The sequence below is a fragment of the Streptococcus sp. 9903 genome (genome assembly GCF_013276625.1).
Lineage (GTDB): Bacteria > Bacillota > Bacilli > Lactobacillales > Streptococcaceae > Streptococcus.
Map to the genome: position 1 here is coordinate 1 of NZ_VMLI01000014.1, position 18,420 is coordinate 18,420.

Consider the following 18,420-nt stretch of genomic DNA (forward strand, 5'->3'; position numbering starts at 1 on the left):
AGAGAATGGTCATGTTACCGAAAAGATTACCGTAGAGAAAAAAGAAGCCACGGATACAGTTATCAAAGTTCCAGCTAAAAGCAAGGTTGAGCGTAAAGTCCTTCCTACAAGTGTCATCCGTTATGAAAAAGATGAGAGTAGAGACCGAGGAGCTTCTATTGAGATGGTTGATGGAGAGGATGGCTATGTAACCACGACAAGAACCTATGATGTTAATCCAGAGACTGGTAAGGTCACAGAAAAGGTTACTGTAGACAGAAAAGAACCGACAGACACAGTTATCAAAGTTCCAGCCAAAAGCAAGGTTGAGCGTAAAGTCCTTCCTACAAGTGTCATCCGTTATGAAAAGGATGAGAGTAGAGACCGAGGAGCTTCTATTGAGATGGTTGACGGAGAGGATGGCTATGTAACCACGACAAGGACCTACGATGTTAATCCAGAGAATGGTCATGTTACCGAAAAGATTACTGTTGATAGAAAAGAAGCCACGGATACAGTTATCAAAGTTCCAGCTAAAAGTAAGGTTGAGCGTGAAGTTCTTCCTACAAGTGTCATCCGTTATGAAAAAGATGAGAGTAGAGACCGAGGAGCTTCTATTGAGATGATTGATGGAGAGGATGGCTATGTAACTACGACAAGGACCTACGATGTTAATTCAGAGAATGGTCATGTTACCGAAAAGGTTACTGTAGACAGAAAAGAACCGACAGACACAGTTATCAAAGTTCCTGCCAAGAGCAAGGTTGAAGAAGTTCTTGTTCCATTTGCTACTAAATATGAAGCAGATAATGACCTTTCTGCAGGACAGGAGCAAGAGATTACTCTAGGAAAGAATGGGAAAAAAGTTACAACGATAACTTATGATGTAGATGGAAAGAGTGGACAAGTAACTGAGAGTACTTTAAGTCAAAAAGAAGACTCTCAAACACGAGTTGTTAAAAAAGGAACCAAGCCCCAAGTTCTTGTCCAAGTAATTCCAATCGAAACAGAATATCTCGATGACCCAACTCTTGATAAAGGTCAAGAAATAGAAGAAGCAGGAGAAATTGGTGAAATTACGCGTACTACAATCTATACTGTAGATGAACGTGATGGAACAATTGAAGAAACTACTTCTCGTCAAATTACTAAAGAGATGGTAAAAAGACGTATAAGGAGAGGGACGAGAGAACCTGAAAAAGTTGTTGTTCCTGAGCAATCATCTATTCCTTCGTATCCTGTATCTGTTACATCTAACCAAGGAACAAACGCAGCAGTAGAACCAGCTAAACCAGTTGCTCCAACAACAGGCTGGAAACAAGAAAATGGTATGTGGTATTTTTATAATACTGATGGTTCCATGGCAACGGGTTGGGTACAAGTGAATGGTTCATGGTACTACCTCAACTCTAATGGTTCCATGGCAACGGGTTGGGTACAAGTGAATGGTTCATGGTACTACCTCAACTCTAACGGTTCCATGGCAACAGGTTGGGAGCAAGTTGATGGTTCATGGTACTATCTAAACGATAATGGTTCCATGGAGACAGGTTGGCTACAAAATAATGGTTCATGGTACTACCTCAACAGCAACGGTTCTATGAAAGCCAATCAATGGTTCCAAGTTGGTAGTAAATGGTATTATGTAAATGCATCGGGTGAGCTAGCGGTCAATACAAGTATAGATGGCTATAGAGTCAATGATAATGGTGAATGGGTGCGTTAATAGATTCCTCCCTGCGACACAATTGATAATAGTATGTCTGGATATATAATTATGTATAAAAAGCTATAGATAAGCTCATCTTATAGCGACTATAAAAAAGTGAACAATCCTAGTCTTCTGTACATTAGAATTCAGGTTTGTTCACTTTTTGTTTAATACTCAATGAAAATCAAAGAGCAAACTAGCCGCAGGTTGCTCAAAGCCCTGCTTTGAGGCTGTAGATAGAACTGACGAANNCACTGTTTTGAGGTTGTGGATGAAGTTGACGCGGTTTGAAGATATTTTCGAAGAGTATAAGTCTTTGATTTTGAGACAAAGGAGATTCAGGGTCAAAGTAGTGAATGATTCTGAAATAACTCATAATAGTCTCTTGAGAGGACAGATAAGAGTAACAAATATGGTGCTACTCATGTGTCTTGCATTTTGATTTACAAACAGCGAAGAAAATATAGGAAGCTGAAATAAAATATAGATGAATCAATTTGGAGAGTCAACGCAATATATGGCAATATTTTCGAAGCTAGGGGGAAGCATTTTAATTTCAATGTACTAGGCGTCCTCTACAGCTAGCTAGAGTTTCAATTGTAGATGTTCTTTGAAATAATATTTTAGCGATTTATTGGTATTAGAAGATTTAGAGAAATTCTTTCTCAATAAATAAACATGGCATCGCCAAAACTAAAGAAGCGATAGTGTTCTTGGATGGCATGGTGGTAGGCATCTAAGACTAATTCGCGGCCTGCAAAGGCAGAAACCAACATGACCAGAGTTGATTTTGGCAGGTGGAAATTGGTTGAAAAGGCATCCACGACCTTCCATTCATAGCCAGGTTTGATAAAGATATTGGTCCAGCCAGAATCTGCTTGGATTTGCCCATCAAACTTGGAACCAATAGTCTCCAAGGTGCGGATAGAAGTGGTTCCGACAGCGATGACACGGCCTCCATTTTCCTTGACAGATCGAAGGGTGGCAGCCGCTTCCTCAGAAAGTTGGTAGAATTCTGAGTGCATTTCGTGTTCGTCCAAATTATCTACAGATACAGGTCTAAATGTTCCGAGTCCGACATGAAGAGTCAGATAGACTAGATGAACACCCTTAGCTTGGATTTCTGCCAGCAGTTCTTTGGTGAAGTGAAGACCAGCAGTAGGTGCAGCAGCAGAGCCACTTTCCTTGGCGTAAACAGTTTGATAGCGTTCGCGGTCATCCAGTTTTTCGTGGATATAAGGAGGTAGTGGCATTTCTCCCAGACTTTCCAAGACTTCTAGGAAAATTCCTTGGTATTCAAAGCGGACAATACGGCCCCCGTGGGTCAATTCTTCTGTAACGACAGCACTAAGACGACCATCTCCAAAGCTGACGCGAGTACCGACCTTGAGGCGTTTGGCAGGTTTAGCCAGAACTTCCCACTCATCTCCAGCAGTATTTTTGAGTAGGAGTAGTTCCACATGACCTCCAGTTTCTTCCTTTTGACCATAGAGGCGGGCGGGGAGAACGCGGGTGTCGTTCATGACAAGGGCATCACCGGGTTCCAGCATATCAATAATAGAGTGGAAGTGTTTATCCTGCATTTCTCCTGTCTCACGGTTGACGATGAGGAGTTTAGAGGCATCTCGTTTTTCAAGGGGCGTTTGGGCAATCAATTCCTCGGGTAAGTGGAAATCAAAATCAGCTGTATTCATATATCTGTTCATTCTTTCTAAGTTCTAATCTTATCCATTATAACATGTTTCAAGTTAGGACGCTCTTTTTTTAGAAATTAAATCGTTTTCACTTGACAAAAATTGGTCTATACCATATAATAAATATAGATAGAAATGGAGGATGAAAAGATGAAAGTTATTAAAGTTGAAAACCAAATCGAAGGTGGAAAAGTTGCTTTTGAGATTTTGAAAGAAAAGTTGGTAAATGGCGCTCAAACCCTAGGACTTGCGACAGGAAGTAGCCCACTTGAATTTTACAAGGAAATTGTTGAGAGTGACCTTGATTTTTCAAATCTAACCAGTGTCAACCTTGATGAGTATGTAGGCCTTGATGGCGACAATCCTCAGTCTTACCGTCACTTCATGCAAGAAAACTTGTTCAACCAAAAACCATTTAAAGAAAGTTTCTTGCCTCGTGGGGTTAAGGATCATGCTGAAGCTGAAGTTGAACGCTACAACCAAATTTTGGCTGACCATCCAGTTGACCTCCAAATCTTGGGAATCGGTCGCAATGGACATATCGGATTTAATGAGCCTGGTACTCCATTTGACAGTCAAACGCATCTAGTAGAACTTGACCAGTCTACTATCGAAGCCAATGCGCGCTTCTTTGACAAGATTGAAGACGTCCCAACCCAAGCTATTTCAATGGGGATTAAAAACATTTTGGATGCCAAGTCTATTATTCTTTTTGCTTACGGTGAGTCGAAAGCAGAAGCCATTGCCGGAACAGTGTCTGGCCCAGTGACTGAGTCTCTACCAGCAAGTAGCTTGCAAAACCACCCTGATGTGACCATTATCGCGGATGCTGAAGCGCTCAGCTTACTTGAAAAATAAAAAGCAATGTTCTATTGAACGCTTTCAACTCTTGTATAAATGTAAGAAAAAATCAAAATTAAACAGCATTTTTGCTTGACAATTATTCCTTTTACGTGTAGAATAAAATAGATATTGAACTTGAAGGGAGTGAAAAAAATGTCTAAAACAGTAGTACGTAAGAATGAATCTCTTGACGACGCACTTCGTCGTTTCAAACGTGCGGTTACTAAAGCTGGTACTCTTCAAGAAACACGCAAACGTGAATTCTATGAAAAACCTTCTGTAAAACGTAAACGTAAGTCAGAAGCAGCTCGTAAACGTAAAAAATTCTAATTGAAATGAAAGGCTGGAGAAATCTAGTCCTTTTTCTTTTAATACTCTTCGAAAATCTCTTCAAACCACGTCAACGTCGCCTTGCCGTATGTATGTGACTGACTTCGTCAGTNNTGTTTTGAGCAGCCTACGGCTAGTTTCCTAGTTTGCTCTTTGATTTTCATTGAGTATAAATAAATACTCCAAAGCCTGCAAAAATCTGAAATATCCTCCTACAATTTGATATAATAGAGAGAAGAACTCGATTGAAGGAGGAAATGATGTCGGTTTTAGTAAAAGAAGTGATTGAAAAGCTTAGACTAGACATTGTCTATGGCGAACCAGAATTACTTGAAAAGGAAATCAATATAGCGGATATTACGCGACCTGGTCTTGAAATGACAGGCTACTTTGACTACTATACGCCAGAGCGGATCCAGCTCTTGGGGATGAAGGAGTGGTCTTATCTGATTAGCATGCCTTCCAACAGCCGTTATGAAGTTTTGAAAAAAATGTTTCTACCTGAGACACCCGCGGTCATTGTTGCTCGTGGTTTGGTGGTTCCAGAGGAGATGTTAAAGGCTGCTAGAGAATGTAAGATTGCCATTTTAACCAGCCGTACAGCTACTAGTCGTTTGTCTGGAGAATTATCTAGTTATTTGGATTCTCGTTTGGCGGAACGCACCAGTGTTCACGGTGTCTTGATGGATATCTATGGGATGGGTGTCTTGATTCAAGGCGATAGTGGCATCGGTAAGAGCGAGACAGGTCTTGAGCTTGTCAAACGTGGTCACCGCTTGGTAGCCGATGACCGTGTCGATATCTTTTCTAAGGACGAGATTACTCTTTGGGGTGAACCTGCTGAAATCTTGAAACACTTGCTTGAAATTCGTGGAGTTGGGATTATCAATGTTATGAGTCTCTACGGTGCTAGTGCGGTCAAGGATTCTTCACAGGTTCAGCTGGCTGTCTACTTGGAAAATTACGATACACATAAGACTTTTGATCGTCTTGGAAACAATGCGGAGGAAATAGAAATTTCTGGCGTAGCCATTCCTCGTATTCGTATTCCAGTTAAAACAGGTCGTAATATCTCTGTCGTGATTGAGGCTGCTGCCATGAATTATCGTGCCAAGGAAATGGGCTTTGATGCGACCCGTTTGTTTGAAGAACGCTTGACAAGTCTCATCGCTCGAAATGAGGTGCAAAATGCTTGATCCAATTGCTATTCAACTAGGCCCTCTAGCCATTCGTTGGTATGCCTTATGTATTGTGACAGGCTTGATTCTTGCGGTTTATTTGACCATGAAAGAAGCGCCTAGAAAGAAGATCATACCAGACGATATTTTAGATTTTATCTTAATAGCCTTTCCCTTGGCTATTTTAGGAGCTCGTCTCTACTATGTCATTTTCCGTTTGGATTACTATAGTCAGAATGTAGGAGAGATTTTTGCCATTTGGAATGGTGGTTTGGCCATTTACGGTGGTTTGATTACCGGGGCTCTTGTGCTCTATATCTTTGCTGATCGTAAACTCATCAATACTTGGGATTTCCTAGATATTGCGGCGCCTAGCGTCATGATTGCCCAAAGTTTGGGACGCTGGGGCAATTTCTTTAACCAAGAAGCTTATGGTTCAGCAGTGGATAATCTGAATTATCTACCTGCCTTTATCCGTGACCAGATGTATATTGAGGGGAGCTACCGTCAACCGACCTTCCTTTATGAGTCTCTATGGAATCTGCTTGGCTTTGCTTTGATTTTGATATTCAGACGAAAATGGAAGAGTCTCAGACGAGGCCATATCACTGCTTTCTACTTGATTTGGTATGGTTTCGGTCGTATGGTTATTGAAGGCATGCGAACAGATAGTCTCATGTTTTTTGGTCTTCGAGTATCTCAATGGCTATCAGTTGTCCTTATCGGTCTCGGTATTTTTATCATTCTATATCAAAATCGAAAGAAGGCCCCTTACTATACTACAGAGGAGGAAAACTAAATGTTAGAAGTTGCATATATTCTTGTTGCCCTAGCTTTGATTGTCTTTTTAGTCTATCTAATCATTACTGTACAAAAGCTTGGGCGTGTTATCGATGAAACAGAGAAAACGATTAAAACCTTGACTTCAGATGTAGATGTGACCTTGCATCATACCAATGAATTGCTGGCTAAGGTTAATGTCTTGGCAGATGATATCAATGTCAAGGTGGCAACGATTGATCCACTTTTTAGTGCTGTTGCAGATTTATCTCTATCTGTTTCAGACCTCAATGACCATGCGCGTGTCTTGAGCAAGAAAGCTTCATCAGCTGGTTCAAAAACACTCAAGACTGGGGCAAGTTTGTCAGCTCTTCGTCTTGCAAGTAAATTTTTAAAAAAATAAAAAAGGAGAATCCTTATGGGTAAACTATCCTCAATCCTTTTAGGAACTGTTTCAGGTGCAGCTCTTGCCTTGTTTTTAACAAGCGATAAGGGTAAACAAGTTTGCAGTCGGGCTCAAGATTTTCTAGATGATTTGAGAGAAGATCCGGAGTATGCCAAGGAGCAGGTCTGTGAAAAACTGACAGAAGTTAAGGAGCAGGCTACAGATTTCGTTCTGAAAACCAAAGAACAGGTTGAGTCAGGTGAAATCACTGTGGACAGTGTACTTGCTCAAGCTAAATCATGTGCCCGTCAAGCGACAGAAGCATCAAAAAATCAATTCAATAATCTCAAGGAACAATGGCAAGAAAAGGCCGAAACTCTTGATGAATCAGAAGAGATTGTGATTGACATAACAGAAGAATAAAAGAAATAGTAACTATTCTAGGTCCTATAAACTCTCTAGTGGATTATACCTCTATAGAGCTTATAGGTTTTTTTATGTGGATAAAACCTTAAATAAAAAGAAATTTAATGATTTTTGAAAATAGATAAGTATAATCTACTTTTTTGTGAACAGAGTTGTTTTTAAAAAAATATCAATATATTCACAATGTTATACTTAAATATACAATATTTTCGAATGTTAAAGAATATAAGGCCAAATATTTGATTAAGTATGTAGAAAATAGTATAATTGAGCTGTGATAGCTGTGATAGCTGTGATAGCTGTGATAGCTGTGATAGCTGTGATGTTATTTGCCTATAGCAATCATCATAGTGATTTTTGTAGCTTAACTCTTTTTAAGGAGTTGAAGTTATAAAGATTGCTTTTTTATTATATTTTCCTTAGGAGGAGAAATGGAACACAAATCGAATTCATATAAAGTAAATCGACAGCAACATGAAAAGGTACTGCGCTTTTCGATTCGTAAATATAGCTTTGGTGCTGCTTCAGTAGCTGTTGCGGCATTGATGTTTTTGTCTGGGCATCAGGCTGTTCGAGTTGAGGCTGCTCAAGTTTCAGATATTACTGAAGCACCGGTTATCCCAGATAAAGAAGAGGCTCATACTGCTACAATAGTAGATTTGCCTAAAACAGAAGATTCTCTAACTACAGATAAAGAAGAAAAATCACCAAGCACAGCTGAGAATCCGGCTGAGGCTTTATCTGAGAAACTGCCTGAAACTTCAACTGGGAATGCATCTGAAAACGAGACTACTGCCCTCGATAAAGAGGTAGTTGAAAAACAAACATTAGATAAGACTAAATTACAAGCTAATATTACAAAAGTTCAAGAACTCTTGGATAAGGTCAACAAGGAAAAAGCTCCAGCTTCGACCCTTGCCGCAATCCAGGCAGATTTAGAAGCAGCTAATAGTGTGCTTAATAACAATAGTCTTGAATTGACACAAGCTGAAATTGATGCAATCGCTAAAAAACTTAATGAGAAGATTTTTGTCTTATCTTCGATGCCTAAGATAAATGCGCCTAAGAAGGTTTTAAAAGAAGGTGAAAATACGATTGCCAATACTGGGTCTCGTGATTCACGTAATGGCGAAACCATGGAAGAAGGATCTGATCTTCGCTCAGCACCTATTGATAAAAATACCAAACGTGGTGAGTTAGGAATCGTTGTAGCCAACTCTGGATTTATTACAGGATATGCAACGCCATCTTCAACAATTGAGATTAAAAGAAATGGCACAACTGTATTGACTTCTACACTAGACGATACTGGAGCTTTTAAATTAAATGCCCCAGGTATTGAAGTTGGAGATGTTGTTGAATTAGTGGTTAATGGACAGACTGTTACTACTACTACAGTAAAACAAACAGATACAGTAGCTTTTAATGATAGTTTAGCAGGAATTGCACAAGTTGATGGATATACAGCGGCAGAAGCTGATGTAGAAGTATCAATCGGCGGAAGAAAATACACAACTAGATCACAATCAAATGGATACTTCACAGTCAATGTTGATACGAACTTAATGGTAAACGATGCGGTTGTTACAACTGTTATCAAAAAGAATGGTCAAGAAGTTGGTCGTGGAACAAGTACAGTACGTAACACGAAAGTAACAGACTTCGGGGTTGGTTGGATTAAAAACCCTATGATTAACTATTCACATCGTGACGTGTTCTCTCCAGATACAAAACAATATGCCTTCGTAAGTAAGGGAACTGCTGATCAAGCCTATGACAATATTCGTGTTTACCGTGAAATGCGTATTGAAAATAATGGGGATAAATATTATTACTGGATATTAGATTCAGGGCCAAGACCAAATGGATTGGCTGGTGTTTCTAAAAAAATTTCACTTGCGATTCCACGTACGGTTGGAGATCCTTATGAATTTACGTATACAAAATACCAAGATGGAAAACAGACCTTCCATAAGGATTATGTTAGTGCATCAGCATGGGAGTATGAACACTCTGCTTTTCGTGCTTATGTAAAAGATGGCGTCCGACGTTCAGGGGCGGCTTATACTGAAAATGTAGACGGATGGCTTAAATATATAAACCCAGAGGCTGGTACTAGACTGAATAATTGGAGGTTTAATATTTATCGTAAAAATAGCGGAGATGGTACAGAACCTAACAACGATGCCTTTTCTCGTGTTAGTGATATATTGGGGATTCGTAAAGATGGTCTTGAATACAATCTTGTTCGAGGTGTTATAGAAGACAGAATGAACGTAGTTGCAGGGCAACGTTCAATTATTACTTTCAAGACGAAAATTCTTGAAGGAAAAGAGCTAAATGATAGTATTATGTCGGATTGGGGAGATAAAAACACTAATAACCCTATGCTTGACGAAATAAAAAAACGTCTAGCCAATGACCCATTCCTTGCTTATGGAGGATATACAGAGGGTGGATATAGACGCTATAGAACTGGTGAAAATGCAATTATCGGTGTATTACCGTTGAAACCAGACGAAGCAGCTAAATATAATCTTAAACCAGTATCTAAAGAGCAAACAACTAATAAAGGTGTCGTTCCAGATGCAATTAATAGTATTGCTAATACAAAAGAGTTACCTGCTGGTACAACATACCGTTGGTTTAAAGATCCAGATGTATCAAAAGCTACAGCACCAAATGCACCTGTGTATGGTAAAGTGGAAGTCATTATTCCAGAACGTGGAACATTTATTGTAGATGCACCTATTCATGTTACAGAGGATAAGGCAAAAACACCAGAAGCTCCATCAGCAACAGCAAAAGAAGATGGATCTGTAACAGCTAAACCGCAAGATTCAACGAAAGTAGATAAAATTAAAGTTAGCTACACAGGAGAAGATGGTTCTAATAAGACGGCTGAAGGAAATAAAGGTGGAAATGGAACGTGGACTGTTACGGGTAATCCAGACGTTCAAATCGATGCAAGTACTGGTGCAATCACAATTCCAGCTGATAAAGTCAAAGATAATACAGAAGTAACAGCAGTTACAACAAATGGAAACAGTGATGAATCAGCTCCAGCCAAAGCAACTGCAAAAGCACCAAAACCAGAAAAACCAATCTTAACTGCACCAAATAACGGTAATGTAACAGCAAAACCACAAGATCCAGCCAAAGCAGATAAAATTACGGTTACTTATAAAGACGAAGATGGAACAAATGTAACGGTAGTAGGTAATAAAGGAAATGATGGTACATGGACTGTTGTGAACAATCCAGGTGTAACTATTGATTCTAATACAGGTGAAATTACAATTCCAGCTGATAAGGTAAGAGATAATACCGTAGTAACAGCTATCACAAAAAATGGAAATAGTGTTGACTCAGACCCAGCAACAGAAACAGCAAGAGCACCAAAACCAGAAAAACCAATAGTAGTAGCAAATGAGGATGGGTCTGTAACAGCAAAACCACAAGATCCAACCAAAGCAGATAAAATTACGGTTACTTACACAGGAGAAGATGATTCACCAAAAACAGTAGTAGGAACAAAAAATCCATTTAATCAATGGATTTCAGATGATCCAGAAATCAACATCAATGAAGACACAGGTGAAATTACAATCCCTGCTGAAAAAGTAAAAAATGAAACAGTTGTAACAGCTATCACCAAAAATGGAACGAGTGATGATTCAGAACCAGCAAAAGCAACTGCAATAAAACCGGATAATGAACCACCTATTTTAACACTATCTGCTAACAACCTAAAAGTAGTAGAAGGCGAAACTATAACATTTAGAGTAAAAGCAAAAGATGATAAAAATGTTACTTTTGAAGCGACTGAATTTTTAGCTAAATATTTTAAGAGGTACAATGTTGGAACAACAGGAGTAGTGTCGTCTAGATATGTGAAAAATACAGAAAAAGAAAAAGAAATAGAGATTACAATTAATACTATAGCTGAAGATGTTGGTAAACAAAATACAATTATATTTAACGCAACAGATGATGCAGGAAATAAAGCTACACCAGTGATTTTCTCATTTGATGTAACACCACGTGATAGAACAGCACCAACGATTTCAGCTAATGGAGCTACAGTTACAAATCGTGAGGAAATTATACCAATTCCAGTAACAGCTAAAGATAACGATGGTGGAGTTGGAATGCGTGAAGATACTCCAATCGAAGTAAAAGACTTACCAGATGGATTGAAATTTGAAAATAATCAAATCGTAGGAACTCCAACTGGAGCCTCAGGAGTAACAAAAGTAACGATTACAGCTTATGATAAGAATGATAATAAGGCTGAAAAAACAATTGAAATTGTAGTTAAAGGACAAAATGACAAGTATAACCCAGTAGGAATCAATCGAACAGTTCCTAAAAACTCAACACCTAACGCAGAAGATAGTATTGGAAACAAACAAGATTTGCCACAAGGAACAAAATATCATTGGTTAACGCCACCAGATACGAGCCAAGGTGGACAAACTGTCTCGGCAGTTGTTGTGGTAGAGTATCCAGATAAAACAACAGATAACGTTAGTGTAAATATTAGTGTACCTACGAATTTGACAGCAGAAGTTACGAAACCAAATGAAGTTTTGGAGAAACGTGCAGTTGACTCTAAAAAAGTTGTCACACCAAATAAAGAGGGTTCAACGATTGCAACGCCAGATGAAGTGAATGGATTAACAGTTAATGGAGAAGGTAAATTAACAGGAACGCCAAAAGTAGAAAATTGGGGCAAAGACGAAGAAAAACGTGCTATCACAATTCCAGTTAAAGTTACGAATGGAAACGAAGAAATCACAGTAAGCGTACCAGTTACAATTTTACGTGATACGGATGGAGATGGAGAACCAGACACTACAGATCCAGATGATGACGGTGACAAAATTACGGATGAGGAAGAAAAGGCAAAGGGAACAGATCCAAAGATTTTTGATAAACCAGACAAGCCAACCTCATATGGTCTAACAGGAGCAGTAAAACCATCTACTGTTACTGAGAATAAACAAGTGACTGAACCAGGAGTTGTTACACCAAATAAGACAGGATCAACGATTGAAACACCAGCTTCTGTAAATGGATTAACCGTTGATAATAATGGAAGTTTAACAGGAACTCCAAAAGTAGACTCTTGGGGTGAAGGTGAAGAAGAACGTGATATTACTATCCCAGTAAAAGTTAAGAAGGATTCGGAAGAAGCTAATGTAAGTGTACCGGTTAAAATCCAACGCGATACAGACGGAGATGGCAATCCAGATGTGACAGATACAGATGATGATAACGATGGAATTTCAGATGACGATGAAAAGAGAAATGGAACAGATCCAAAAGTAGCAAATGGTCTGACAGGAATCGTTACAGCTCCAGCTAAAGTGAAAGAAAAAACTCCAGTACCGACGACTTTACCAAAAGTTGTAACGCCAAATAAAGAAGGTTCAACAATTACAACAGAAAATCCAGTAAATGAATTGAAAGTGAATGGAGAAGGTAAATTAGAAGGAACACCAACCGTAAATGATTGGGTTGGCGGAGAAGAAGAACGTAATATCACAATTCCTGTTAAAATTACGAGAGAAAAAGATGGAACTCCAAAAGAGGAAGTTACGGTACATGTTCCAGTGACAATCCAACGTGATACAGATAACGATGGAACTCCGGACGTTGACGATTTAGATGATGATAACGATGGAATTTCAGATGAAGATGAAAAGAATAATGGAACAGATTCAAAAACTGCAGACGGACTAAGTGTGAAAGTTACAAAACCGAATGTAGTGCTGGAGAAAAAAGAAGTTACTCCAAAAGAAGTTGTCACTCCAAATAAAAAAGATGCAACAATTACTACAACTACGCCAGAAGTGAACGGTCTGACAGTTAATGGAGAAGGTAAATTAACAGGAACTCCAACAGTGGACAATTGGGGCGATGATGAAGAAAAAACTATCAACATTCCGGTTACAGTAACGAGAAAGAAAGATGGTAAAGAAAATGTTATAGAAACTGTTGCCGTTAAAGTTCCAGTAACAATCCAACGTGATACAGATGGAGATGGAACACCAGACGTTTTAGATACAGATGATGATAATGATGGAATTCCAGATGAAGTAGAGAAAAGTAATGGAACAAATCCAAAAGTTCCTGATAATCTAACAGCAATAGTTGCTTCACCAACTAAAGTTAAAGAGAAAAAACCAGTAACTCCAACAAAAGTTGTCACACCGAATATGCCAAATTCAGCAATTACGACAGAAAATCCAATGAATGGCTTGAAAGTCAATAATGAAGGTAACTTAGAAGGAACACCGTCAGTAGATAATTGGAAAAAAGACGAAGAAGAACGTCATATCTTAATTCCGGTTAAAGTAAAAAATGGTGATAAAGAAATCATAGTAAAAGTTCCAGTCACAATCCAACGTGATACAGATAATGATGGAATCCCAGATTCAGAAGACACAGATGATGATAACGATGGAATCCCAGACACTGTAGAGGATACAAACGGAACAGATCCAAAAGCTGCAAATGATTTAGAAGTAGCAGTTACAAATCCAGACAAAGTGAAGGAGAAACAACCAGTTACTCCAATAAAAGTTGTAACTCCAAATAAAGAAGGTTCAACGATTGTAACAAACGCCCCAAATGGAACAGTGAACGGACTAAAAGTCAATGATAAAGGCGAACTGGAAGGAATCCCAACAGTAAATGATTGGGATAAAGAGGAAGAAGAACGCCCTATCGACATTCCGGTTAAAGTTACTAAAGTTGTAGAAAAATTCACAGAAAATGGTAAAGAAGAAGTAACGGAAGAAAAAGACGTAACAGTTCGAGTAACAATCCAACGTGACACAGATGGAGACGGAGATCCAGATGTTACAGATACAGATGATGATAACGATGGAATTCCAGATGAAGTTGAAAAAGCAAATGGAACAGATCCGAAAAATGCAAACAACCTAACTGCAAAAGTTTCAGATCCAACTAAAGTTACAGAGAAGAAACCAGTTCCTTCAACATTAGCGAAAGTTGTCACACCGAATAAAGACGGTTCAACAATTACAACAGAAAAACCAGTAAATGGATTAAGTGTTGATAAAGATGGTAAATTAACAGGAACACCGAGCGTAACTAATTGGGGTAGTGATGAAGAACGTAAAATCAACATTCCAGTTAAAGTTAAGAATGGTGATGAGGAAATTCGAGTAGAAGTTCCAGTTATTATTCAACGTGATACAGATGGAGATGGAGATCCAGATGTGACAGATAAAGATGATGATAATGATGGAATTTCAGATGAGGAAGAAAAGAAAAACGGAACAGATCCAAAAGTTGCTACAACACAAACTCCTGTGGAAATAACTATTACACGTGAGAAAAATGGAGACGCAATTGTTACACCGAAAAAACCAGACGGAAAACCGTACCCTAAAGATACGAAGGTAGAAATTCCAGGTGAAAATGGAACAACAATAGTAGTAACGATAGGTGACAAAGGTTTTGGAACAGTACCAAATGATCAACTTCCAAAAGGTGAAGTACCAGGACAAGGTGTCGTAACAGAACCAAACAAACAACCATCAAAACCAGTAGATGTAACAACGCCAGTTCGTAAGACACCAACGGTAGAGTTGACTCAAAACCCAAGCACAGGAGATGTTACAGTAACACCGAAGAAAATAGATGGCTCAAACTATCCTACAGGAACTACTGTAACAATCCCAGGCAAAGATGGAAAAACGATTGATGTAGTAATCGGTGAAAATGGTTCAGGTACAGTTGCAAATGGTGATTTACCAGAAAGAGATGTACCAGGAACAGCTATCATTACAGAACCAAATCAAAAACCATCACAACCAGTGAATATTACAACACCAGCTAAAAAGGTTCCAACACTACAATTAGATCAAGATCCAAAAACTGGAGATGTCACAGTAACACCGAAAAAACCAGATGGAACAACATATCCATCAGGAACTAAGGTAGAAATTCCAGGGAAAGATGGAAATCCAATCACTGTAACAATTGGAAAAGATGGTACAGGAAAAGTTCCTAATAATGATTTACCGGATGAAGATACTCCAGGAACAGGTAAGATTAAAGAAGATGGTAAACCAGAGGTAGAGATTAAGGTAGAAACACCGAAAAAAATTGACCCTAGTGCGCCAGAAACAGCACAAGTAGGGACAATTGAAATCACAAGAAAACCAAACGGAGATGCTGTAGTTACACCTAAGACCACAGATGGAAAAAATTATCCTAAAGATACTAAAGTGAAAATTCCAGGAGAAAATGGAACAAGCATCGTAGTAACGATAGGAGAAAATGGTTCAGGAGAAGTACCGAATGACCAACTTCCAAAATATGAAGTACCAGGAAAAGGAACAGTAACAGAACCGAATAAGAAACCGTCACAACCAGTGGCTGTAACAACACCAGCTCGTAAGACACCAACAGTGGAAATGGAACAAAATCCAAATACAGGAGATGTAACGGTAACGCCTAAGAAACCAGATGGAACACCATATCCAGAAAATACTAAAGTAGAAATTCCAGGAAAAGATGGAAAAACTATTGAAGTAACACTTGACAAAGATGGAAAAGGTACAGTTCCGAATAATGATTTACCTGATGAGGATACTCCAGGAACAGGTAAGATTAAAGAAGATGGTAAACCTGAGGTAGATGTTAAGGTAGAAACACCGAAAAAAATCAATCCAAATCATCCAGCTACAGAACAACCAACTGAAATTGACATCACAAGAAAACCAAATGGAGATGCGATTGTTACACCTAAGAAACCGGATGGAATACCATATCCACCAGGAACAACTGTGAAAATTCCAGGAGAAAATGGAACACCTATTGTTGTGACAATCGGAAAAGATGGTTTTGGATTAGTTCCGAATGACAAACTTCCAAAAGATGAAGTGCCAGGAAAAGGAACAGTAACAGAGCCAGGAGCTAGACCATCACAACCAGTGGATGTGATAACGCCTGCTCGTAAGCCGTCAACTATACGTTTGGATCAAGATCCAAAAACTGGAGATGTAACAGTGATTCCTATGAAGCCAGGTGGAGGAACATATCCACCAGGAACGAAGGTCGAAATACCAGGTAAAAATGGTAATCCAATTGTAGTAGAAATCGGACAAGGTGGAACAGGAACAGTTCCAAATAACGACTTACCAGACGGAAATGTACCTGGAACAGGTAAGATTACAGAACCAGGAAAACCAACTACGGAAGCTCAGGTGCTAACACCAGGTAAAATCAATCCAACCGCTCCTCAAACAGACCAACCAGGTAAGATTGAAATTACAAGAAATCCAAATGGAGATGCAGTAGTTACACCTAAGAAACCAGATGGAACAACATATCCATCAGGAACTAAGGTTGTGATTCCAGGAGAAAATGGAACATCTATTATTGTAACGATTGGAGATAACGGCTCAGGAACAGTTCCAAATGATAAACTTCCAAAAGAAGCTGTCACAGGAAAAGGAATTGTAACAGAGCCGAATAAGAAACCGTCACAACCAGTAGCTGTAACGACACCTGCTCGTAAGACTCCAACAGTAGAGCTGACACAAGATCCAGCTACAGGAAATGTCACCGTCACACCGAAAAAACCAGATGGTTCAACATATCCACCAGGAACTACGGTAGAAATTCCAGGGAAAGATGGCAAACCAATCGTTGTACCAATCGGAAATAATGGAACAGGAACAGTTTCAAATAATGATTTACCTGATGAAGATACTCCGGGAACAGGTAGGATTAAGGAACCAGGTAATCCAACAGTTGAAGTTAAGGTAGAAACACCGAAAAAAATTGATCCTACTGCGCCAGAAACGGCAGAATTAGGTACAATTGAAATCACAATAAAACCAAATGGAGATGCTGTGGTAACACCTAAGAAACCAGATGGAACAACAACCTATCCAGAAGGTACTAGGGTGAAAATTCCAGGAGAAAATGGAACATCTATAATTGTGACAATCGGAAAAGATGGATCAGGAACAGTTCCAAATGATCAACTTCCAAAAGAAGCTAAACCAGGAAAAGGAACCGTAACAGAACCAGGTAAGAAACCATCTAATCCGGTGGATGTAACAACCCCAGCTCGTAAGACACCAACAGTAGAGTTGGATCAAGATCCAAATACAGGGGATGTGACGGTAACACCTAAGAAACCAGATGGAACACTATATCCAGAAAATACTAAGGTAGAAATACCAGGTAAGAATGGTAAACCTATCGTCGTAATAATTGGAAAAGACGGAAAAGGAACTATACCTAATAAAGATTTACCAGATGGAATAGAACCAGGAAAAGGAACGATTACGGAACCAGGAAAAGATCCTGTAGAAGTAATTGTAACAACCCCAGCCCGTAAGATACCAACACTAGATGTTTATCAAGATCCAAATACAGGTGACGTTACAGTAACGCCTAAGAAACCAGATGGTTCAACATATCCACCAGGAACGAAGGTAGAAATTCCAGGTAAGAATGGCACACCAATTGTCGTAATAATTGGACAAGACGGAAAAGCTACAATACCAAACAGTGAATTACCAGACGGTAAAGTTCCAGGTACAGGTAAGATTACTGAACCAGGTCAACCAGCTGTAGAAGTTCCAGTAGAAACTCCAGCTAAGGTAACACCAGCAACACCAACAGATACAAATCCAGTTGCACCAGTGACACCTGATACGCCAGTCAAACCTTCTACTGATGGAGATTCTGGTCAAGATACACCTACACCAACTAGTCCAACTCCAAATGCAGTTACTCCAAATGCAGATCAGGTAGATACTAAGACTACTGTTGATAAAGGAGCTAAGTCAAATGATTCTCAAAATGTATTGCCAAATACAGGAACAGAATCAAATGCGACTCTTGCATCTCTAGGACTTCTTGGTATGCTAGGCGGTCTCGGACTTGCTCTTAGAAAGAAAAAAGAAGACTAAAATAAAAATTTAGTCAAATGAACATTCATTCTTTTGTGTTTTAACAACGAACTAGATTGATTCTGATAGTTGTTTTATCCATAAAGTACAAAGAATGTTTAGAGAAAGAAAGCGAACAATGCTA

At 39.0% G+C, this 18,420-nt stretch carries 8 protein-coding genes and 1 pseudogene; 8 read left to right on the forward strand and 1 reads right to left on the reverse strand.

Going from position 1 to position 18,420, the window contains the following annotated elements; translation table 11 throughout:
* The coding region (locus HT696_RS06095; RefSeq protein WP_173283443.1) for a PspC-related protein choline-binding protein 1 at window positions 1-1,705 on the forward strand (1,705 nt) is incomplete at its 5' end.
* A 650-nt stretch (window positions 1,706-2,355) separates the two neighbouring features.
* On the opposite strand, the gene queA is transcribed toward HT696_RS06095, so the two are convergent.
* A complete protein-coding gene (gene queA, locus HT696_RS06100; protein WP_001090137.1) occupies window positions 2,356-3,384 on the reverse strand; it encodes a tRNA preQ1(34) S-adenosylmethionine ribosyltransferase-isomerase QueA in 1,029 nt (342 codons plus the stop codon).
* A gap of 150 nt (window positions 3,385-3,534) precedes the next feature.
* On the opposite strand from queA, the gene HT696_RS06105 reads away from it, so the two are divergent.
* The 7 genes and pseudogenes from HT696_RS06105 (at window position 3,535) to HT696_RS06135 (ending at window position 18,296) form a co-directional block, all read left to right on the forward strand.
* Window positions 3,535-4,242: a glucosamine-6-phosphate deaminase gene (locus HT696_RS06105; protein ID WP_173282634.1), complete on the forward strand. Its 708-nt coding sequence runs from the start codon at window positions 3,535-3,537 to the stop codon at window positions 4,240-4,242.
* 138 nt (window positions 4,243-4,380) lie between these two features.
* Window positions 4,381-4,557 carry a 30S ribosomal protein S21 gene (rpsU, locus tag HT696_RS06110; protein WP_000048054.1) on the forward strand — a complete coding sequence of 59 codons (177 nt, stop codon included), beginning with the start codon at window positions 4,381-4,383 and terminating at the stop codon, window positions 4,555-4,557.
* A gap of 260 nt (window positions 4,558-4,817) precedes the next feature.
* Entirely contained in the window at window positions 4,818-5,753 is a 936-nt protein-coding gene (hprK, locus tag HT696_RS06115; RefSeq protein ID WP_173282635.1) for an HPr(Ser) kinase/phosphatase, read from the forward strand.
* Entirely contained in the window at window positions 5,746-6,534 is a 789-nt protein-coding gene (lgt, locus tag HT696_RS06120) for a prolipoprotein diacylglyceryl transferase (RefSeq protein ID WP_173253356.1), read from the forward strand. Before hprK ends, lgt begins: the two co-directional genes overlap by 8 nt.
* Window positions 6,535-6,961, forward strand: a pseudogene (locus HT696_RS06125) (DUF948 domain-containing protein).
* Window positions 6,934-7,323, forward strand: coding sequence for a YtxH domain-containing protein (locus HT696_RS06130; RefSeq protein ID WP_164226753.1), 390 nt, complete (start codon window positions 6,934-6,936; stop codon window positions 7,321-7,323). Before HT696_RS06125 ends, HT696_RS06130 begins: the two are co-directional and overlap by 28 nt.
* A 434-nt stretch (window positions 7,324-7,757) precedes the next feature.
* Window positions 7,758-18,296, forward strand: a complete 10,539-nt coding sequence (locus HT696_RS06135; RefSeq protein ID WP_173283444.1) for a YSIRK-type signal peptide-containing protein — start codon at window positions 7,758-7,760, stop codon at window positions 18,294-18,296.
* The last annotated feature ends 124 nt before the right edge of the window (window positions 18,297-18,420 follow it).